Source organism: Massilia sp. LjRoot122 (genome assembly GCF_964252725.1).
GTDB lineage: Bacteria > Pseudomonadota > Gammaproteobacteria > Burkholderiales > Burkholderiaceae_D > Telluria.
In genome coordinates this window covers 2,808,297-2,827,922 of the sequence record NZ_CAXUPB020000001.1, presented here as the reverse complement: position 1 = coordinate 2,827,922, position 19,626 = coordinate 2,808,297, and the positions used below count along the sequence as shown (strand labels likewise).

General features: G+C 67.5%; 18 protein-coding genes. 3 read left to right on the top strand and 15 right to left on the bottom strand.

Annotated elements, in window-relative coordinates:
- Window positions 1-38: 38 nt before the first annotated feature.
- Window positions 39-578: a M23 family metallopeptidase gene (locus ACSQ25_RS12230; protein WP_436105958.1), complete on the top strand. Its 540-nt coding sequence runs from the start codon at window positions 39-41 to the stop codon at window positions 576-578.
- Here the strand turns inward: ACSQ25_RS12230 and ACSQ25_RS12225 are convergent.
- Entirely contained in the window at window positions 571-3,108 is a 2,538-nt protein-coding gene (locus ACSQ25_RS12225) for a PBP1A family penicillin-binding protein (RefSeq protein WP_436105957.1), read from the bottom strand. The two genes, ACSQ25_RS12230 and ACSQ25_RS12225, sit on opposite strands and share 8 nt — an antisense overlap.
- Window positions 3,109-3,210: 102 nt before the next feature.
- A complete protein-coding gene (locus tag ACSQ25_RS12220) occupies window positions 3,211-6,021 on the bottom strand; it encodes a bifunctional diguanylate cyclase/phosphodiesterase (RefSeq protein ID WP_436105956.1) in 2,811 nt (936 codons plus the stop codon).
- Window positions 6,022-6,179: 158 nt separating this feature from the next.
- On the opposite strand from ACSQ25_RS12220, the gene ACSQ25_RS12215 reads away from it, so the two are divergent.
- Window positions 6,180-6,626 (top strand): MarR family winged helix-turn-helix transcriptional regulator, encoded by a 447-nt coding sequence (locus ACSQ25_RS12215; RefSeq protein WP_436105955.1) that lies wholly within the window; start codon window positions 6,180-6,182, stop codon window positions 6,624-6,626.
- Between the two features lie 2 nt (window positions 6,627-6,628).
- On the opposite strand, the gene ACSQ25_RS12210 is transcribed toward ACSQ25_RS12215, so the two are convergent.
- The 4 genes from ACSQ25_RS12210 to ACSQ25_RS12195 form a co-directional block, all read right to left on the bottom strand.
- Window positions 6,629-7,816, bottom strand: a complete 1,188-nt coding sequence (locus tag ACSQ25_RS12210) for a YbdK family carboxylate-amine ligase (protein WP_436105954.1) — start codon at window positions 7,814-7,816, stop codon at window positions 6,629-6,631.
- The gene (locus ACSQ25_RS12205; protein WP_436105953.1) at window positions 7,813-9,036 is read right to left on the bottom strand and encodes a cation:proton antiporter domain-containing protein; all 1,224 of its coding nucleotides are present in this window, start codon (window positions 9,034-9,036) and stop codon (window positions 7,813-7,815) included. Before ACSQ25_RS12205 ends, ACSQ25_RS12210 begins: the two co-directional genes overlap by 4 nt.
- Window positions 9,029-10,060 (bottom strand): hypothetical protein, encoded by a 1,032-nt coding sequence (locus ACSQ25_RS12200; RefSeq protein ID WP_436105952.1) that lies wholly within the window; start codon window positions 10,058-10,060, stop codon window positions 9,029-9,031. The genes ACSQ25_RS12205 and ACSQ25_RS12200 overlap by 8 nt, the downstream gene beginning before the upstream one ends.
- A 267-nt stretch (window positions 10,061-10,327) precedes the next feature.
- Window positions 10,328-10,765, bottom strand: a complete 438-nt coding sequence (locus tag ACSQ25_RS12195) for an acetyltransferase (RefSeq protein WP_436105951.1) — start codon at window positions 10,763-10,765, stop codon at window positions 10,328-10,330.
- Window positions 10,766-10,852: 87 nt separating this feature from the next.
- On the opposite strand from ACSQ25_RS12195, the gene ACSQ25_RS12190 reads away from it, so the two are divergent.
- Complete coding sequence (locus tag ACSQ25_RS12190; RefSeq protein ID WP_436105950.1) at window positions 10,853-11,617, top strand: ZIP family metal transporter; 765 nt, start codon at window positions 10,853-10,855, stop codon at window positions 11,615-11,617.
- A gap of 13 nt (window positions 11,618-11,630) precedes the next feature.
- Here the strand turns inward: ACSQ25_RS12190 and ACSQ25_RS12185 are convergent, their stop codons facing one another.
- The 9 genes from ACSQ25_RS12185 to cyoA are packed head-to-tail and all read right to left on the bottom strand — an operon-like array spanning window position 11,631 to window position 19,451.
- On the bottom strand, window positions 11,631-12,287 hold the full coding sequence (locus tag ACSQ25_RS12185; RefSeq protein ID WP_436105949.1) for an MOSC domain-containing protein: 657 nt from the start codon (window positions 12,285-12,287) through the stop codon (window positions 11,631-11,633).
- 7 nt (window positions 12,288-12,294) lie between these two features.
- Complete coding sequence (locus ACSQ25_RS12180; protein ID WP_436105948.1) at window positions 12,295-12,675, bottom strand: c-type cytochrome; 381 nt, start codon at window positions 12,673-12,675, stop codon at window positions 12,295-12,297.
- Between the two features lie 9 nt (window positions 12,676-12,684).
- Window positions 12,685-13,227 (bottom strand): response regulator transcription factor, encoded by a 543-nt coding sequence (locus ACSQ25_RS12175; RefSeq protein WP_436105947.1) that lies wholly within the window; start codon window positions 13,225-13,227, stop codon window positions 12,685-12,687.
- The gene (locus tag ACSQ25_RS12170; protein WP_436105946.1) at window positions 13,224-14,564 is read right to left on the bottom strand and encodes an ATP-binding protein; all 1,341 of its coding nucleotides are present in this window, start codon (window positions 14,562-14,564) and stop codon (window positions 13,224-13,226) included. The genes ACSQ25_RS12175 and ACSQ25_RS12170 overlap by 4 nt, the downstream gene beginning before the upstream one ends.
- Before the next feature lie 15 nt (window positions 14,565-14,579).
- On the bottom strand, window positions 14,580-15,374 hold the full coding sequence (locus tag ACSQ25_RS12165; protein WP_436105945.1) for an SURF1 family protein: 795 nt from the start codon (window positions 15,372-15,374) through the stop codon (window positions 14,580-14,582).
- 7 nt (window positions 15,375-15,381) lie between these two features.
- Entirely contained in the window at window positions 15,382-15,783 is a 402-nt protein-coding gene (cyoD, locus tag ACSQ25_RS12160) for a cytochrome o ubiquinol oxidase subunit IV (RefSeq protein ID WP_436105944.1), read from the bottom strand.
- On the bottom strand, window positions 15,780-16,418 hold the full coding sequence (cyoC, locus tag ACSQ25_RS12155; RefSeq protein ID WP_436105943.1) for a cytochrome o ubiquinol oxidase subunit III: 639 nt from the start codon (window positions 16,416-16,418) through the stop codon (window positions 15,780-15,782). Before cyoC ends, cyoD begins: the two co-directional genes overlap by 4 nt.
- The gene (cyoB, locus tag ACSQ25_RS12150; RefSeq protein WP_436105942.1) at window positions 16,411-18,414 is read right to left on the bottom strand and encodes a cytochrome o ubiquinol oxidase subunit I; all 2,004 of its coding nucleotides are present in this window, start codon (window positions 18,412-18,414) and stop codon (window positions 16,411-16,413) included. Before cyoB ends, cyoC begins: the two co-directional genes overlap by 8 nt.
- Window positions 18,415-18,416: 2 nt before the next feature.
- The gene (gene cyoA / locus ACSQ25_RS12145; RefSeq protein WP_436105941.1) at window positions 18,417-19,451 is read right to left on the bottom strand and encodes a ubiquinol oxidase subunit II; all 1,035 of its coding nucleotides are present in this window, start codon (window positions 19,449-19,451) and stop codon (window positions 18,417-18,419) included.
- Between the last annotated feature and the right edge of the window lie 175 nt (window positions 19,452-19,626).

Below are 19,626 nucleotides of genomic sequence, written 5' to 3'. Positions count from 1 at the left end.
CGCGGCTTTGCCCATAGCTGTCCACTATCGGACGCTTCATGGACCAACCGCTCATGCGAACCTTCCTGCGCAGCCTGCTCATCGCCGTCGTCCTGCTCGCCGCCTGGGGCCTGCTCGAACCCTGGCTGCGCCATGCCTTCTACGCCATGCGGCTGGCGGCGATGCCGGCGCCGAGCGCACTGGCCATGCCGGTCAACGGCGTACGCCCGAAGGCCCTGCGCGACACCTGGCATGCGAGCCGCAGCGAGGGCCGCAGGCACGAGGGCATCGACATCTTTGCGAAACGGGGAACGGCGGTGCGCGCCGCCACCGAGGGCATCGTGCTGCGAGTCGGGAGCAACCGCCTCGGCGGCCAGGTGGTGTGGGTGCTGGGACCGGGCGGGCAGCGGCATTACTACGCCCACCTCGACCGGTTTTCGGACGTGGCGCCGGGCATGCGGGTCGAGGCGGGCCGGGTGCTCGGCTATGTCGGCAATACGGGGAATGCGAAGACCACGCCGCCGCACCTGCACTACGGCGTGTACGGCGCGGGCGGGCCGGTCAATCCCTACCCGCTGCTCAGGGATGGGCCTAGATGATCTCTTCTTCCCCGGTCGGCGGCGGAGGCGGCGCGATCTCCGGCAGCTGGGCCGGCGGCGGTGCCGTCTGGAGCGGCGGCTGCGGGATCGGCCGTACCGGTTCGGCCGGCGCCGCCTCGATGACTTCTTCCTCGTCCTCGATCGGGGCCGGATCGGGCACCTCGGACTCTCCCTCCATGGCGTCTTCGATCTGCAGTTCGCCAGGACCTTCCTCGATGTATTCCGGTTCCTCGACCGCGCGCGGCGGCGGTGCCTGGCGGCCGCCCGGCAGCAGGGCATTCGGGTCGATCTTGCCGTTGTCGACCGCGCTGCGCATGAAGTCGCCCACCAGCAGCAGGGCATTGTGGCCGCCCTGCCCCCAGTAGCTGCTGCGCATCGCGACGCGGTTGTCGTTGAAGCCCACCCAGGCGCCGGCCACCAGGTTCGGGTGCATCAGGATGAACCAGCCGTCCGTGTTGTTCTGGGTGGTGCCGGTCTTGCCGGCCAGGTCGCCGTAGACGCCGAAGCGGTAGCGCACGCCGCCGCCGGTGCCGCGATTGACCACCCCGCGCAGCATGTCGATCAGGTTCAGGGCGGCGTCCTGCGACAGCGCGCGTTGCGGCGCCTCCGGCGCGAAGTCGGCGACCACCTTGCCCTCGCGGTCGGTAATGCGGCGCACGAACACCGGCTTGCGGTACTCGCCCTGGGCGGCGATGGTGCTGTAGGTGCTGACCATTTCCAGCAGGGTCACCGGGCTGGTGCCCAGGGCCAGCGAAGGCACGGCCTGGAGCCGGCTCTGGCGGATGCCCATGCCCTGGGCCAGGCGCACGATCGGGTCCAGGCCGACCTGCTGCATCACCTGCGCCGTGATGGTGTTCTTGGAAAACACCAGGCCGTCGCGCATGGTCATCATGCCGCCGCTGCTGCCCGACATGTCGGTCGGGCGCCAGACCGTGCCGCCCACCTTGATGTCGGTGACCGCGTCGCGGTAAGGCTGGTCGGGTGCGATGCCGGCCTCGAGCGCGGCCGCGTAGACGATCGGCTTGAAGGTCGAGCCGGGCTGGCGCGCGGCCTGGACCACGTGGTCGAACTGGTCGCGCTCGAAGCTGCGGCTGCCGACCCAGGCGCGCACTTCGCCGGTGTGCGGGTCCATCGCCACGAAGCCGGCCTCCAGGCGCGTCTTGCCGGCCTTGAGTTCGCGCATGAAGGCGCGGTCGCCTTTCAGGCGCTTGAGGGCGGCGGCGGGCGCTTCGCCCTCCTCGACGGCGCGGCGGTACTCGGCAGTTTCGCGCACGAAGGCGTCGAGCTGGCGCGGGTGCGAGCTCCAGTAGTAGGCGAAGGGGTCGACTTCGCCCCGCATCGCGGTATACATGCCGGTCGAGGTCGAACGCGGCATGCCGGAGTATGCCCATTCGACGTCGGCGACCGCCTGCAGGGTATTCGACTGGCGCTCGACGGCGCGCACGGCCGCTTCCTGCAGCTGCAGATCGAGCGTGGTGTGGACCACCAGGCCGTCGAGCTGGAGGTCGTAGTCGTTTTCCTCGGCCCAGTCGAGCAGCCATTTGCGCACGTAGGCGGTGAAGTGGTTGTCCTTGCCGCTGCGGTCGTTCAGGCGCGCGAACCGTACCCGCAGCGGGCGCTTGGCCAGCGCGCGGTGGCGTTCCTCGCTGAAGGCGCCGTGCTTGGCCATCTGCGACAGCACCACGTTGCGGCGCGCCTTCGAGCGCTCCGGGTTGGCGACCGGATTGTAGTAATGGGTGCCCTTGAGCATGCCCACCAGGGTGGCCGCTTCCAGCACGTCGAGGCGCGCGGCGGGCTTGCCGAAATAGGTGCGTGCCGCCATTTCGATGCCGTAGGCGTTGTACAGGAAGGGCACCGTGTTCAGGTAGGCCTCGAGGATCTCGGTCTTGCTGTAGGTGTTCTCGATCTTGATCGCGGTGATCAGTTCCTTCATCTTGCGGTTCAGGCTGCGCGCCCGGCCGATCTCGTCGGGGAACATGTTGCGCGCAAGCTGCTGGGTGATGGTCGAACCGCCCTGGGCATCGCCCTTCAGGGTCGCGAGCAGTGCGCCCACGACGCGCCGGAAGTCGACGCCATGGTGGTCGTAGAAGCGGTGGTCCTCGGTCGAGATCAGCGCCTTGATCACGTGCGGCGAGATCTGCGACAGCTTGATGCGTTCCTGCAGGCCCTTCTCGAACGTGCCGAGCTCCTTGCCGTCGGCGGACAGGATCACGCTCGGACGCGCCGTGCTGGCCTGGCGCAGGTCGGCGATGCCGGGCGTGAGCGGAATCAGGATCACCAGGTACAGGAAAAAGGCCATCAGGCCGGCTGCCAGCGTCCACAGGCCGATGAGCAGGACCTGCTCGGCGCGCGGGCGGTCGCGCAGGCGCGCCTGCGCCATCGAGTATCCGGCCCGGGCGCGCCCTCTGGCGCCCTCGACCAGGCGCTTGCCATGCTGGCCGAGCGCGGCGCGGCGCGAGCCGCCGGCTGGGTCCTGGCCCGACCCGGCACGGGTGCCGTCCCGGGATTCGGTATTCTGTTCCTGATCCACTATAGAAATCCTTGCTGCAAATGCCGATTGGGGGTGCCCGTCCGCGCACCCTGTGTATGCGGCAAGTATAGCTGACCGGCGCGCCAACCCCGGTCCTGCTCGTCAGGCATGTTCTTCGGTCGGCTCCACCCTGCCCTTGCGCAGCAGCAGTTCGACCGCCTGCACCGGTTCCGGGCGGCTGTAGATGTGGCCCTGGACCTCGTCGCAGCCGCAGCCGCGCAGATAGTCGAGCTGTTCGAAGGTTTCGACGCCTTCGGCGATCACCTGCATGCGCAGGCCGTGCGCCAGCGAGATGATGGCGTCCACCATGGCGGCGCCATCCGGGCTGACCATGTCGACGACGAAGGAGCGGTCGATCTTGAGCACGTCCACCGGAAAGCGTTTCAGGTAGGCCAGGCTCGAGTACCCGGTACCGAAGTCGTCGATCGAGAGCTTGACTCCCATGGCCTTCAGGCAGCGCATGGTCTCGATCGCGGCCTCGACGTCCGCCATCATCATGCTCTCGGTGAGCTCGATTTCGAGCGAATCGGCGCCCAGGCCGGTTTCATCCAGCACCTGGCGCACCATCTGCACCAGGTCGGGTTCGGAAAACTGGCGCGCCGACAGGTTGACGGCGATGCGCAGCGGCCCCAGGCCCGCGCGCTGCCACTGGCAGTTCTGGCGGCAGGCCGCGCGCAGGACCCAGGCCCCGATCGGGACGATCAGGCCGGTTTCCTCGGCCAGCGCGATGAAGCGCTCCGGGCGCACCGTGCCGAACTGCGGATGGCGCCAGCGGATCAGGGCCTCGGTGCCGACCACCAGTCCGCTGCCGAGATCCACCTGGGGCTGGAAATACAGTTCGAACTGGTCGTCGCGCAGGGCGCAGCGCAGCGCGCTTTCCAGGGCCAGGCGGTCGATGGCGTGGGCATTCATGTGCGGCGCGTAGAACTGCACCGCGTTGCGGCCGGTCTGCTTGGTACGGTACATCGCGACCTCGGCATGCTTGACCAGGGTTTCCGGATCCTTGCCGTCGGCCGGATAACCGGCCACGCCGGCGCTCGAACCGAACACCAGGGTCTGGTCGCCCAGCTTGAGCGGCTCGGCGATGGCCTCGCGCACCGCCTGCACCTGGGCGGCGGCCTGGCGCTCGTCGCTGCAGCCGGTCAGCACCAGCATGAAGTCGTCGCCGCCCGCGCGTGCGGCGGTGTCGGCCTGGCGGACCGCACCGGCGATGCGCGCCGCGATGGCGCGCAGCGCGTCGTCGCCGAGGCGGCGCCCGAGTGTGTCGTTGACCAGCTTGAAGTGGTCGATGTCGAGCGCCACCGCCCACACCGGCATGCCGTTGGCGCCGGCGATGGCGCGTTCGATGCGGTCGGCCAGCAGCGCGCGGTTGGCCAGGCCGGTGAGCGTGTCGTAGCGCGCGCGGTGCGCCAGTTCGGCCTCGTAGCGCTTGGCGACGGTGACGTCGTAGGTGGTGACCACGAAGTGCTCGGTTTCGCCCAGCGCATTGTTGACGGGGGCGAGATAGACCTCGCTGATCAGCTCGCGGCCGTCGCGGCTGGCCTGGCGCACCAGGGCGTGGCCCTTGCGGCGTTCGTGGAGTGCCTGGCGCAGTTCTTCCAGTCCGGGCTCCTCGCTGTCCGCGCTCGCCAGCGTGGCCAGCGGCCTGCCCGCCAGCTCGCCCGGGCCGTAGCCGAGCGTGCGTTCGCAGGCCGGGTTGGCGTATTCGATCGGATAGCCCTGGCGGGTGGCGCTGATCAGGAGGATCGGGTTGGCGGCGGCTTCGATGGCGCGCTGGTGCAGGCGCAGCGCGCCGGCGGTCAGGGCCAGGTCGGCGGTGCGGCGCTCGACCAGCGATTCGATGCGCCGGGTGCGTGCGCTGCGCTGCTGCACCAGGGCGGCGGCGGCCAGGGTCAGCACGAAACCGTAGCCGAGGATCGACAGCGAGCCCACCTGGCCGTCGAGCCGGCGCGCCAGGCGTACGGCCGTCAGGTCCCAGTGCGAACCGGCGACCTCGAAGCTGCGCGTGAGCGGCTCCGGTCCGCCGCCGAGCCAGCGTTCCCAGGCGGCCTGCGGCTGCGGTGCGCCCGGGTGGCTGAATACGGCGACGCGCTCGCCCGCGCTGCTGCGGCCGTAGAGTGTCAGGGAATAGTCGCCTTCGGTCAGCAGGCGCGCCGCGTGCAGGCTGCCGCCGACCAGAAGGCCGGCGTCGATCACGACGTTGGTGTTGCCAATCGTGGCGGCGCGCCGCCCCGTCACGCTGGACAGGTCCGCATCGGCCCGGTAGACAGGCATCGCCACCACCATGCCGCGCAGGGAGCCATCGCCCTGAACCAGGCGCAACACGGGACTGGCGGTCGGTTCGCCCGTGTCGATCGCACGCTGGATGAACCCGCGCACCGCCCTCTGCGACCAGGCGTCATAACCGAAGACATTCGCGTTCTGGGCGATCGGGACTACATAGTCGTTGACGAGATAGCGCTCGCGCCGGCCCGCCGGGACCAGTCCGCCGGCAGGACCGCGCTCGCGAATGACGAAGCCGGGCCAGAAGCGCCGGCGCGCGGCTTCGAAGGCGGGCCGTTCGGCCGCGCTGACGAAGCGCTGGAACTCGAGGCCCATCAGGTAGCCGTTGCGCGCCGCCAGCGGTTGGGCAAATGCATCGAAGGCCTCGCGCGAGACCTTGCCGTCGTTGGCCACGAACAGCAGGTTCAGCGCGCGCAGGTCGAGCACGGCGCCGGCGAAGGCACGCGTGACGGCCGCCGTGCGCACCTCGGCGCGCTGCTCGAAATCGGCGCGTGCGCTGTCCGCCTCCAGCTCGCGCGCCACGCCGAACAGCATAGCCGTCAGCGCGAACCCGGCAAGAGAGGTCGCCGCGGCGGCGCGCGAGACGAGACGCCGCCGCCGGAATACCGGATGGGCGAACAGCCGATTCATGTCGCCCATCCTAGCAAAAGCAGCCCGGCGGCGCGCCACGTTACGGCTGCGCAAAGGCCGGGCCTGCCAGCGCGGCGGGTGCCCCGGAGGGCGCCGATTTCCGCTATGATCGCGACATGCCAGAGAACCACGCCCCCCTTCCGGACAACGAGCAACCGATGCGCGTACTGCGGCAGTTCCGTATCGTTTTCAACGCAGTCAAAAGCCATTTCCGCCAGGTCGAGCGCGAGGCCGGGCTCGGCGGCGCCCAATTGTGGGCGCTATCGGTCATCGACCGCCATCCCGGCATCGGCGCCACCGGGCTGGCGCGCGAACTCGACATCCACCAGTCGACTGCCAGCAACCTGGTGCGCGGGCTGGTCGAACGCGGCTTCGTGACCGGCAGCCGCGAAGGCGCCGACCGGCGCAACGTGGCCCTGCAGGTGCAGCCGGCCGGACGCGAAGTGCTGCAGCGCGCCCCGCTGCCCTTCGCCGGCGTGCTGCCGGATGCGCTGGCCAGCCTGGATCCGGCTACCCTGATGCAGCTGGAACGGAACCTGGAGAGCCTGATCGCCCAGCTGGGGGTGGACGACGAGGCAGGCAGCGTGCCGCTGGCCCAGCTGTAGCGCTAGCGGGACTCGAAGATCTCGCTCGCCACCCGCGCCAGGTCGTTCATGCCGCCTCCCTGGGCCAGGTGACGGCGCAGCAGCCCGGCCTGGCCCCCATCCTTCATCAAGGCCTCGATCACCGCGCGCGCCTTGCCGAATTCCGGATCGGGCGAGCGTTGGCCGAGACGTTCGAGGTCGGCCCGGATCACTTCCGCCACCGGCGCCGAGAACCCGGTTTCCGGGTCGATCCAGCTGGCGTCGACGCCGTCGCGCGCCGCGTTGAAGCGGTTCCAGGTGTACAGCTCGCGGCTGCCGTTGGACGGCCAGGCCCCCGGCCGGCTCGCGAACTCGAGGCACAGCTCGCGCGCATAACAGGCCAGCGCGGCCGCATATTCCGGCTTCAGGGGCGTGTCCAGCACGCGCAGCTCGATGGTGCCGTACTCCGGCTTGGGCCGCACGTCCCAATAGAAATCCTTGATGCTGTTGACGATGCCGAAACCGGCCAGGCGGTCGAAATAGTCGCGGAAATCCTGCCAGCTGCGGAACTCGGCCGGCTGGATGCCGCTCATCGGGAAGGCGCCGACCACGTTGCTGCGCGAGCTGCAGAAGCCCGACACCTCGCCCTGCCAGCAGGGTGAATTGGCCGACAGGGCCACGAACAGCGGCGCGCGCTGGGTCAGCCAGGCGCACAGGCGTATCGCCTCGTCGGCCGTGCCGGCGCCGATGTGCACGTGCATGCCGAATACGGTGAACAGCTTGGCGAGATAACCGTACTTGCGCTCGGACTCGAAGTAGCGCTCCTTCGGATAGATGCGCTGCTCGCTCCAGCGCTGGAAGGGATGGGCGCCGCCGCCCGAGATCGAGGCGCCGACCTCGAAGGCGGCGCGCTGCACCGTACTGCGGATGTGTTCCAGCTGCTCCGCGGCCTCGCCGTAGGAGCTCAGGATCGAGGTCGCCACTTCCAGCATCGAGGTGGTGATCTCGGGCGTGTGGACCCAGGGTTTGTCGTGCTTGTCGAGCACGCGCAGGATGTCGGGTGCGGCCGGGAACAGGTCGTAGGTCAGGCGGTCGAGCACCATCAGTTCCAGCTCGATGCCCATGGTGCCGACGGTCGAGGGCTTGAAATCGGGCAGGAAGGCCGGGCCCTTTCCGGACACGGCGTTCGCCTGTGCCTCGGCGCTCATTTCATTGATCGCGATCTCGCTCATGCGCGGTCCTCCTCGTTCGGTGCACGTTGATAGGTTTCGCCCGCCATGCGCAGGCCGAGCCAGGTCAGGCCGGGCGCCAGCAGCACGTTCAGGGCCAGCAGTGCGCCCATCAGCGCGGTGGAGGTCGGGTCCAGGCCGGTGTAGGCATTCAGGGTGGTGTCCACCACCAGCCCGCCGTAGCTGACCAGGGAGCACATCGACAGCGCCATCGCATGCTTCTTGTTGCGGTCCCAGGCGCTCGCCGGCCACAGCGCCAGGCGGGTGGCCGCGATGCGCACCGCGAACACCGCCAGCGCCGCCAGCAGGATCGGGCCTTGCGCCAGCTGCTGCAGGTCGACCAGGGCCGCCGACATCAGGAACAGGAGCACGTAGCCGATGTCCTGCGCCGTCTTGAGCTGGGCCTGGAAGACGTTGTCGCGCCGCTCCACGTTGCGCAGCAGGAGGCCCATCAGCAGCAGCGACAGCAGCGAACTGGATGCGGTCACCGAGCACAGGCCCAGGTCGATCAGCAAGGCGGCCAGCAGCATGCCGGGACGCATGGTCGCCGGCACCCTGCACAGGCGCGTGGCCGCGGCATACAGGCCGTAGGACAGCAGCGCGATGGCCGCGCCCAGCACCAGCTTGCCGCCCTGGCGCATCAGCTCTTCACCGAAACCGGTAGCGGCGTCCAGGCCCTGGCTGCGCGTCCAGGCCGTGGTCAGCGCCAGCACCAGCAGCGCGACCAGGCTGCTCAGCCCGACCATGTTGGCCGTGGCAAAGGTGCTGGTGCCGCTCGCGTTCTCGTCGGCCACCATGGAATTCACGATCACCGGGTTCACCGCGATCAGGATCGAGGCGATGAAGATCGAGGCGCCCCAGGGAAGCTCGCACAGGCGCAGGGTGAGCGCCACCGCAAGCAAGCGCGCCAGCGTGGCCAGCAGCAGGCTGCCGCCCTGGCGGCCGCTGCGCAGCAGCCAGGCCAGGTCCATCTTGCGGCCGACCTCGAACAGCACCAGCGCCGCGGCGGCATTCAGCAGTTCCTGGAACTGGGCCAGCAGCGCGCGGTCGATCAGGTTGCCGCCGGTGGCGCCCAGCAGCAGACCGGCGACGACGGCGCCGTACAGCTTCGGTACCTTGAGGCGCTGGAGCAGCATGCCGGTCACCAGCGCCAGCATCAGGCCGGCGCCCAGCACGGCGAGCGGCGAGAACAGCCACAGGGGCGTCGACAATTCTTCATTCATGGCGGGCCTCCCAGGCGTGGGCGAGCGCTTCGAGTTCGCGTTCGGTCAGGGCGGCGCGTGCTTTGGCGGCTTCCTGCAAGGCCGCGCCGCCGCCGGCGGCCGGCAGCTCGCTCGAGATGCGCGCACGCACGGTGCCGCCTTCGCTGCGCAGCGGAATCCACAGCTGGCCGTGCATACCGGCGCCCTCCTTCCACACGGCCAGGAACTTGGCGCCGGTGCGGTCGCCGGAAATGGCGGGCTCGATCAGGGTGAAATTGCGCAGCCATTCAGCGGCCGGGAAGCGCCGCGCCAGCAAGACCTGCATCGCGCTGCGCTGCTCCAGGCGGGCGTCGTCGCGCGAGTACGGCAGATGCAGTTGCGCCTGGCCGAGGCTGGCCGTGCGCAGGTCGAGGCAGGCGCCCTCGCTGATCCAGCGCCAGGTCTCGGAGCCCAGCAGGCGCGGCTTGCCGTTGGTGGCGTCGAGCCAGGCCGTCATCAGGGGCGTGCGCGCCGGCGCCGGATTGGCGGCGTCGATCGCACGGACCGCCTGCGCAATGGTGTTCCAGTGGCCGGCCTGCCAGTTGCGGGTCGGCAGGCGCTCGGACGGGCGCCAGCGCCACAGCACGGCCGACCATTGGCCGTTTTCCTGGCGCCAGACCATGCCGGTCTGCTGCAGGCCGCCGGTCTGCACCAGCAGCGACTGCCCGCTCCAGGCGGCGCTCCAGGGCCGCAGCACGACGCGGGTGCCGGCGCCGAGACGGTGCCAGGCGATTGCCGGCGCCGGCAGGCAGGTATTCGGATTGGCGGGCAGCACGTCCCAGTACAGCATCTCCAGGTGCTGGCTCCAGGCGCAGTGGCGCAGCGTGGGCGTGCCCATGGGAGCCAGGCCCGCTTCGACGGGAGCCGCGCAGTTGCCGGCGCGCGAATCGCTCAGGGGCGTGAAGTCGGCAACGCCGGGCGCCGCCGGCTTGCGCGGGGCCGCTTCGGCCGGCAAGCTGCACAGCGCGAGGACGGCGGCGATCGACGGAAATAAGAAGGTATTCAAGCTTCCTCCGGAGGGGCGCGCAGCCGAAGCATGGGCTTCGGACTGGCGGTAGGCCGGCGGGCGCCGCGATCGCGCCAGCCGCGGCAGGCAAGGCCGCGGCACCGAAAAAAGTCCCCCGGCATGGTGCGGGGGACGAAAAGAAACGGACTCAACCGCCTCATCGCTGATCGGGTTCCAGGTCGTTGCTGGCTGGCACCACGCAGCTATGATGGACTAAAAATATATCGAAGGCAACCTAATTTGTGCAAATGTATTTATTCGCAAGGCTCAGTTCTGACGCATGTGCAGCAGCGGATAAGGCCGCCCCGCGTCATCGCGCGGCGAGCGTCCGGTCGCCTCGAAACCCATGTGGCGGTAGAAGCCCACGGCCTGCAGGTTCTGCTCATTGACGTCCACCGTCAGGCGGCCGGCGAGGCTGCCCGCGTGCGCCAGCAGGATGGGGCCGACACCCTGGCCGCGGCTGGCCGGGTCGATGAACAGCGCGTCGACGTGGGCCCCGCTCAGGCCCAGGAAGCCGCGCGCCCGGCCGTCCGCATCAATGGCGACCCAGACCCGGGTGGCCGGCAGGTAGTGTTCGGCGACCAGGCTGTCGATCTCGCGGAAATCGGCGTCCGACAGGAAGTCGTGGGTGGCGCGGACGCTGGCGCGCCAGATGGCCGCCAGCGCGGCGGTGTCGGATTCGGTAGAAAGCCGGATGCGAGGCATGGGTGCGCGTGTTGTACAAAACCTAATTGTGCCTCATTGCAGGCTATTAATGCTTAAAATCACGATAATCGACCGCAAGGAGCGTGCATGGACATGCCGGTATGGCTGCAGGCAGGACTGTGGGGACTGCTGGCCGGCGGCGCCCTGCTGCTCGGGGCGGCCGTGGGCTACCGGCTGAATGTGCCGCAGCGCCTGATCGCCGCCATCATGGCCTTCGGCAGCGGGGTGCTGATTTCGGCCCTGTCCTTCGAGCTGATGGAACGGGCCTTCCGCACCGGCGGCTTCGCTTCGACCGCCGCCGGCTTCCTGGCCGGCGCGACGGTCTACACCCTCGCCAACTGGCGCCTGTCGCAGCGCGGCGCACGCCACCGCAAGCGTTCGGGACGCCAGCCGGCGGCCAGCGACAAGGGCGGGAGCGGCCTGGCGATTGCCGTCGGCGCCCTGCTCGACGGCATTCCTGAATCGATCGTGATCGGACTTTCCCTGCTCGGCGAGCGCGGCGTGAGCATCGTGGCGGTGGCGGCGATCTTCCTGTCGAATATCCCGGAAAGCCTGTCGAGCGCGGCCGGCATGAAGCGCGCGGGACGCTCGCCGCGCTACATCTTCGGAATCTGGGGCGGGATCGCGCTCGCATCCGGCGTGGCCGCCCTGCTCGGCTATGCCGTGTTCCGCCACTTCTCGCCGCAGATCGTGGCTGCCACCACGGCGGTCGCGGCGGGTGGCGTGCTGGCGATGCTGGTCGACACCATGATTCCGGAGGCGTTCGAGGAGACCCATGATTTCGCGGGCCTGATCACGGTGACGGGCTTCCTGGCGGCCTTCGCGCTCACCAAACTGGGGCCGCGTATCTGATGCGCTTGGACGCTCAGGCAAACAGGCCTTCGCCGTTCCAGCGCGGCGCCCTGCAGGCGGAACGGGCCGGCACTGCCTTGCCGGCCAGGCCGCGCGCCGCCAGCAGGCGCGGAAAGGCGCGACAGTAGCTCGACTGGACGCCCGCCAGGCGGGCCAGTTCGCCGTATTCCACCACCATTTCCGGCGGCATCGCCGCCAGCACCTGCTCGACCCGCTCGCGCCAGTCTTCCGCCAGGGCTGGCATCCGCTCTTCGAGAAGCGCGACGCGATCGCCTGCGCGGATTGCGCCACCGACCAGCACCCTGGCCAGCATGCCGCGCCGCCCGCCGATGCTGCGCGCCAGTCCCGGGCGCTGGCGTTCCAGGGCGCCACAGGCTTCGCACTGGAAGCTCAGCCGGAATACGGCCTCCGCCCCGACACGCAAGAGCATTCCCGAGGCGAGACGCGCGGTGTCGATGTCCAGCAGCAGGTTTTCGCGCAACGCGAATGGCGGAAGTTCCAGATCGTCGTAGGCGGCGCTCCCTGCCAGCAGGACCTGGCGCGGCGAACGCGGATCGCAGTGCCGGTCGCCCTCCAGGCCCAGGCTGGCAAGCGCCGTGGCCGACTCCACCGCCGTAGGCGCGACGCTGCGCGCCGCACGCAGCGCGATGGACACTAGCGTGCCGCTCATCCCTGCCCTAGCGCCGCGCCGGCGCTGGCGGCATCGAGCGCAGGTAGGCGACCAGGTCGCGCAGCTGGCGGTCGCTCATCATGTTCCAGAAGCGCATGCGGTTGCCGGGAACGACCGCGTCGGGGTCGCGCAGGAAGGCGGCAAGGCGCCGCTCGTCCCAGACGAAGCCGGCCTTCTTCATGGCCGGCGAATATGCGAAATCCGGCGCGGCGCCGGCGCGGCGGCCAATGATGCCGTTCAGCTGGGGACCGAAGTTGCTGCGCGCGCCGGGCCCGACCTGGTGGCAGTTGGCGCAGCGCTTGAAGGCGGCGCGTCCGGCCTCGATCGGGTCAGCGGCAAGCGCATGCGTGGCGAAGCCGAACAGCAAGCCGAGTGCAAGGACACGCATGCCGGCGCCCTACTTCACCCGCTGCTTCTCGAGCTTGCGCGCCAGGGTGCGGCGGTGCAGCCCGAGGCGGCGCGCCGCTTCCGAGATGTTGAAGTCGGTCTCGGCCAGCACCGCGTGGATGCGCTCCCATTCGAGCGTCTTGATGGACGTGGAACGGTTGGTGACCTCGACCTCGGTATTGCCGGCGATGTGGCCGAAGGCGGCCTCGATGTCGTCGGTGTTCGAGGGCTTGGCCAAGTACTGGACCGCGCCCAGCTTGATCGCTTCCACGGCGGTGGCGATGCTGGCGAAGCCGGTCAGGACCACGATCAGCATGTCCGGGTCGTGCTCGTGCAGCAGCTGTACGCAGGCCAGCCCGGAGCTGTTCCCCTTGAGCTTGAGGTCGACCACGGCGTAGTTGGGCGAATGCGCGGCCAGCAGGGCCGCCGCCTCGTCCTGGCCCGGCGCGACCAGCACGCGGTAGCCGCGCCGTTCGAAGGAGCGGCTCAGGGTGCGCGCGAAGGCCTCGTCGTCCTCGATGATGAGCAGCAAGCGCTCAGTGGTGTCCGTCAAAAGCCTTCCTTTTCCAGTTCGATGCTCGACAGCGGGAGCGTGAGCGTGACTTGTGCCCCGCCTTCCTGGCGGTTCACCGCGGTGACCGATCCGCCCAGCTTGCGCACCACGTTCACGGCCAGGAACAGGCCCAGGCCATGCCCCGGCTTGGTCTTGGTGGACTGGTAGGGCTTGCCGATCTGGCCCAGCATGGCGGGGGCGAAACCCGGGCCGCGGTCGGTCACGGCGACATACAGGCTGCCGTCCTCGATCCAGGCGTCCAGCCCGACCCAGTCCGGCGACGCTTCCAGTGCGTTGTCGAGCAGGTTGTCGATGGTCTGCTTGAGCGCCGAGTCGAAGGCGACCGGGCGGTCTTCCAGGATACGGTTATTGTACTGGAAGGCGGGCGCCGAGCGGCTCGCGCGCCAACCCTTGACCAGCCCGTCGAGGAAGCTGCGCACGGTGGTGCGGACCGCCGATTCGCCGCGCGCCTCCCCGGCCGACAGCAGGATGCCGCTGACGATGGACTTGCAGCGCTGGAGCTGGGTCTGCATCTCGGTGATCTCTTCCAGCAGGCTGGGGTCGTCACGGAACTGGGGCATGCGCTTCCAGTCGCCGAGGATCACCGAGACGGTGGCGAGCGGCGTGCCCAGCTCGTGCGCCGCGCCCGAGGCCAGCAGGCCCATGCGGACGATATGCTCTTCCTCGACCGCATGTTGGCGCAGCGACGCGAGCTGTGCCGCTTTCTGGCGCAGGGTGTCGGAAATACGCGAAATGAACATCACCAGCAGCGCCGCGTTCAGCGCGAAGCACACCAGCAGGCCCTGGATGTACAGGCTGGCGATCCCGCGCGCATGGTCGAAAGGCAGCGCAAGCGGCTGGGCGTACATGGCCAGGCCGGCCATGCAGGCGATGGTGATCAGGACGATGGTCCAGGTCCACAGCACTTCCAGCAGCACCGCCGACAGGATCACCTGCAGCAGGTAGAGGAAGGCGAAGGGATTGGTGATGCCGCCCGAGAGGTAGAGCAGCACGGTCAGGCTGGCCACGTCCACCAGCAGGGCCATGAACATCTCGCCGTTCGAGACCGGGCGCCGTTCGTGCCAGCGCAGGTGGCTGGCGACGTTGAAGGCGATCAGGCAGGCCAGCACCTGCAGCATGTGCACCAGCGGCAGCTCGATGCCGAAGATCAGGATGGCCGAGGCGATGGTCGTGATCTGGCCGATCACGGCGATCCAGCGCAGCTCGATCAGCTGCAGCATGTTCTTGTGGCCGGCCGCGAACTCCACGTTCGCGGCGGCCGCCTGGGGCGAGCTGCGGCCCGCCTTGGCGAAGAAATCGAGGGGATTCTGGATCATGCCGCCCTTGGGTTGTCAGTCGTCGTCGCGGATTTTACCGCCATGACGGCTGACCCACCACCATGCGCCCAGCACCATCAGGGCCAGCGCATACCAGGTCAGGGCATACACGAGGTGATTGTTGACGAACGAGATGACGGTCAGGCCGCCCACGGCCCGTTCGGGGGCACCGGCCGGATCCTGGTCCTTGCCGGCATCGACAAAGTATGGCGCCACATTGGACAGGCCACGCGCCGCGGCCAGCGCCTGCACGTCGCGCGAGTACCAGCGGTTGTTGGCCGGGTCGTTCTCGCGCAGGAAGCCGCCGCCCGGCTCGCTGATCCGCAGCAGGCCGGTGATTTCGACACGCTCGCCATTCGCGGCGCAGGGATTGGCGCTGGCGCGGCGTGACGAGTAGCTTCCGGATTTGTTATCGGCGGCGGGAATGAAACCGCGGTTGATGAAGACGATGTGGCCCTCGGCCGTGCACAGCGGCGTGAGCAGCCAGAAGCCCGCGCCCAGTTCGGACAGCGCCTGGACGGGGGTGGTGAATTCGTAGAGGTAGTGCCCGGCAAGACGTACGCGCCGGTATTCGTCGGATTCTTTGGTGACCTGCGCCCAGCGCGCCGCAGGAGGCGGCGCCACCGGGGCAGCGTTCACACGCGCATCGACGCGCGCGATCAGGTCCAGCTTCCATTGCAGGCGGATTAGCTGCCAGGTGCCGAGCCCAAGAAAAAGCGCGGCCAGCAACAGGGCCGCCGCCACCAGCATCCGCCGCGCAAAGGCGCCGCGCGGCGGATGGGAGGCTGGTCCTGCCGGCTGGTCCCGCATTGACTGCTTACTGCGTGTCGTGCATGCCGTGGGTGGTGTCGCTTGCCCCACCCATGGCCGGCATCATGTTGGCGTTCATGTGCGTCATGACCCAGATCGAGCCCGACAGCACGATGACCAGCAGGACCACGGTCAGGATCATGGCCATCATGTTCCAGCCGTCTTCCGACTTCGAGTTCATGTGCAGGAAGTAGATCATCTGGACGACCACCTGCACCGCGGCGAAGCCGAGGATCACGAAGCGGGTCGTTTCCGGCGGCAGGACCTTGCCCATCACCAGCCAGAACGGGATCGCGGTCAGGATCAGCGACAGCACGAAGCCGATCGCGTAATCCTTGGGGCTGTAATGCGTCACGTAGGTTTCGTGGCCATCGTGGTTGTGGCCATGCTCATGGTGTTGCGCGCTCATGGCAGGACTCCCATCAGGTAGACAAAGGTAAACACGAAGATCCAGACGACGTCCAGGAAGTGCCAGAACAGCGACAGGCACTGCAGGCGGCGGAAGTTCTCGCCGGTCAGGCCGTGCTTGGTCAGCTGGACCATCAGGGTGACGAGCCAGATGAAGCCGAACAGCACGTGCAGGCCGTGGGTGCCGACCAGCGAGAAGAACGCGGTCAGGAAGCCGCTGCGCGACGGACCCGCACCTTCATGGATCAGGTGGTAGAACTCGTACAGTTCGAGCGACAGGAACGCCAGGCCCAGCAGGCCGGTGACGCCCATCCACAGCACGGTCTTGCCGACGTTCCTGGCCTGCGCCGAGATCATCGCGAAACCGAAGGTGATCGACGACAGCAGCAGGAAGCCGGTGTTAATGGCGATCAGCGTCAGGTCGAACAGCTCGGCGCCGGTCGGACCGCCGGCGTAGTTACGGCCCAGCACCGCAAAGGTGGCGAACAGGGACGCGAAGATGAGGCAGTCGCTCATCAGGTAGATCCAGAAGCCCAGCAGGGTGCCGTTCTCCGGATGGTGTTCGCGCACCAGGTAGCGCGCGGTCACCTCGTCGGCGGTCAGGCCGCCGTTCATGGTTGCTTTAATTTCAGACATGGCTCATCAACAGACGGGTATGCGCTTCCTCGGTGCGGGCCACTTCTTCCGCCGGGATGTAAAAATCGCGCTTGTAGTTAAAGGTGTGGATGACGATCGCGGCCATCATGGCGACGAAGGACAGGCCGACCAGCAGCCACATGTGCCAGATGACGGCGAAGCCCACCACGGCCGACAGCGCCGAGATGCCGAAGCCGGCCCAGGTGTTCTTGGGCATGTGGATTTCCACGAAGTCCTTCAGCGGACGCTGGTAGCCGTTCTTCTTCATGTCGGCGAAGGTGTCGTTGTCGTGCACCACCGGCGTGAAGGCGAAGTTGTAGTCCGGCGGCGGCGACGAGGTCGCCCACTCCAGGGTACGGCCATCCCAGGGATCGCCGGTGACGTCGCGCAGCTTGGCGCGGTCTTTCCAGGTGAAGAAGATCTGCAGCAGCAGCGCGCCGATACCGCCGGCGATCATCAGGGTGCCGGCCAGCGAGATCTGGAACAGCCACTGGACCGATGCATCCTCGAAGTGGCTCACGCGGCGGGTGTAGCCCATGAAGCCGAGGATGTACGGCGGGGTGAAGGCGACCCAGAAGCCGATCGACCAAAGCCAGAACGACACGTGGCCCCAGAACTGGTTCAGCTTCACGCCGAACATCTTCGGCGCCCAGTAGTTGAAGCCGGCGAACAGGCCGAACACGACGCCGCCGATGATCACGTTGTGGAAGTGCGCGATCAAGAACAGCGAGTTGTGCAGCACGAAGTCGGCCGCCGGGATGGCCAGCATCACGCCGGTCATGCCGCCGATGACGAAGGTCAGCATGAAGGACACGGTCCACATCATCGGCAGCTCGAAGCGGATACGGCCGCGGTACATCGTGAACAGCCAGTTGAAGATCTTCGCCCCGGTCGGGATCGAGATGATCATCGTGGTAATGCCGAAGAACGAGTTGACGCTCGCCCCGCTGCCCATGGTGAAGAAGTGGTGCAGCCACACCAGGTAGGACAGGATCATGATCACGACGGTCGCATACACCATCGAGGTATAGCCGAACAGGCGCTTGCCGCAGAAGGTCGAGACGACTTCCGAGAAGATGCCGAAGGCCGGCAGGATCAGGATGTACACCTCCGGGTGGCCCCAGATCCAGATCAGGTTCACGTACATCATGGCGTTGCCGCCGCGGTCGTTCGTGAAGAAGGCGGTGTCGAACAGGCGGTCCATGCCCAGCATGGCCAGCACGGCGGTCAGGATCGGGAAGGACATCACGATCAGGATGTTGGTGCACAGCGAGGTCCAGACGAAGACAGGCATCTTCATCAGGCCCATGCCCGGTGCGCGCATCTTGATGATGGTGACGATCAGGTTCACGCCCGACAGCAAGGTACCGACACCCGCGATCTGCAATGACCAGATGTAGTAGTCGACGCCGACCCCGGGGCTTGCCAGGATGCCCGACAGCGGCGGATAGGCCAGCCAGCCGGTACGTGCGAATTCACCCACGAACAGCGACGCCATCACGAGCACGGCGCCCATGGTGGTCATCCAGAACGAGAAGTTGTTCAGGAACGGGAAGGCGACGTCGCGCGCGCCGATCTGCAGCGGCACCACGTAGTTCATCAGGCCCGTCACCAGCGGCATCGCCACGAAGAAGATCATGATCACGCCGTGGGCGGTGAAGATCTGGTCGTAGTGGTCCGGCGGCAGGAAGCCCTTGTTGGCGCCGAAGGCGAAGGCCTGCTGGGCGCGCATCATCAGCGCGTCGGCAAAGCCGCGCAGCAGCATGATGACCCCGAGGATCATGTACATGATGCCGATTTTCTTGTGGTCGATACTGGTGATCCAGTTGGTCCACAGGTTGCCCCACTGGCGGAAGTAGGTGATCAGGGCCACCAGGGCCAGGCCACCGACGATCACGCCGGCGAAGGTAGCGATCAGGATCGGCTCGTGGAACGGAATCGCGTCCCAGCTGAGCCGACCGAAGATGAGCTTCGTCAGGTCGAGAGAGTCTTGCATGATTACTTCTTCACAGAAATGTTATTGGTGCTGACCAGGGCCGCCTTGGCTTCCGGGACCACGCAGATCTCCGCGTCGGCCATCTGGGCGGCAGACGTCTTCGGCAGCGCGCGGACCGCGGCGGCGACCTGGTTGCGCTTGTGGTCCTGGGCCATCTGCTCATTCATACAGACGTTGCCTTCGGCCACGCAACGGTTCAGGATGCGGTTGAACAGCGCGGTTTCCACCTGGCCGTAATGGCGCACCGGCTCGCGCACGGAGGGCTTTTCCAGGCTCAGGTAGTCGGCGCGGTTCAGTACGCCCGGATTGGTCTTCATCTTCTGGACCCAGGCATCGAAGTCGCCGGCGCTCACGCCCTTGTAGGCGAACTTCATGTGCGAGAAGCCTTCGCCGCTGAAGTTGGCGGACAGGCCCTGGTAGTCGCCGGTCTTGTTCAGCACCGCGTTCAGGGTCGTCTCCATGCCCGGCATCGCGTAGATCATGCCGGCCAGCGTCGGGACGTAGAAGGTGTTCATCACGGTCGAGGCGGTGATCTTGAAGCGGATCGGGGTGTCGATCGGCGTCACCAGCTCGTTGACCGAAGCGATGCCCTGCTCCGGATAGATGAACAGCCACTTCCAGTCGAGCGCGACGACCTGCACTTCCAGCGGCTTGGTGGAAGCCGCGATCGGGCGGTTCTCGTCGATGCGGTCGAGCGGACGATAGGGATCCAGCTTGTGGGTCGAGACCCAGGTGATCAGGCCGAGCACGATGATGATCAGGAGCGGCGCGCCCCAGATCACGAGCTCGAGCTTGGTCGAGTGGTCCCAGTCCGGCTCGTATTTCGCATTCGCGCCCTTGCGGTAGCGCCATGCGAACAGGACCGTCAGGATCATCACCGGGACGATGATGATCAACATCAGCAGGACCGAGACCGTGATCAGATCTGCCTGCTGTTTTGCAATATCGCCGGTGGGATTCATCACGACCGTGTTGCAGCCGGCCAGCGCTGCAAGCGGGAGTAATGGGAGTCCGCGGCGGACAATTTTAGGAATCATGCTAGGTATCTAACGTTACATGGGAATAAGAACATGCTACTGTAACGCCAACGGCCTACGGCAACCATTGGACACTTTGTCCCACCCTTGCTATATTGAAACTACGGCAATGCCGTTCACAATAGAAACAAAGGCGCGATTTCAGGCTGTCGAGGCCAGCTGACCTCAGGAGACG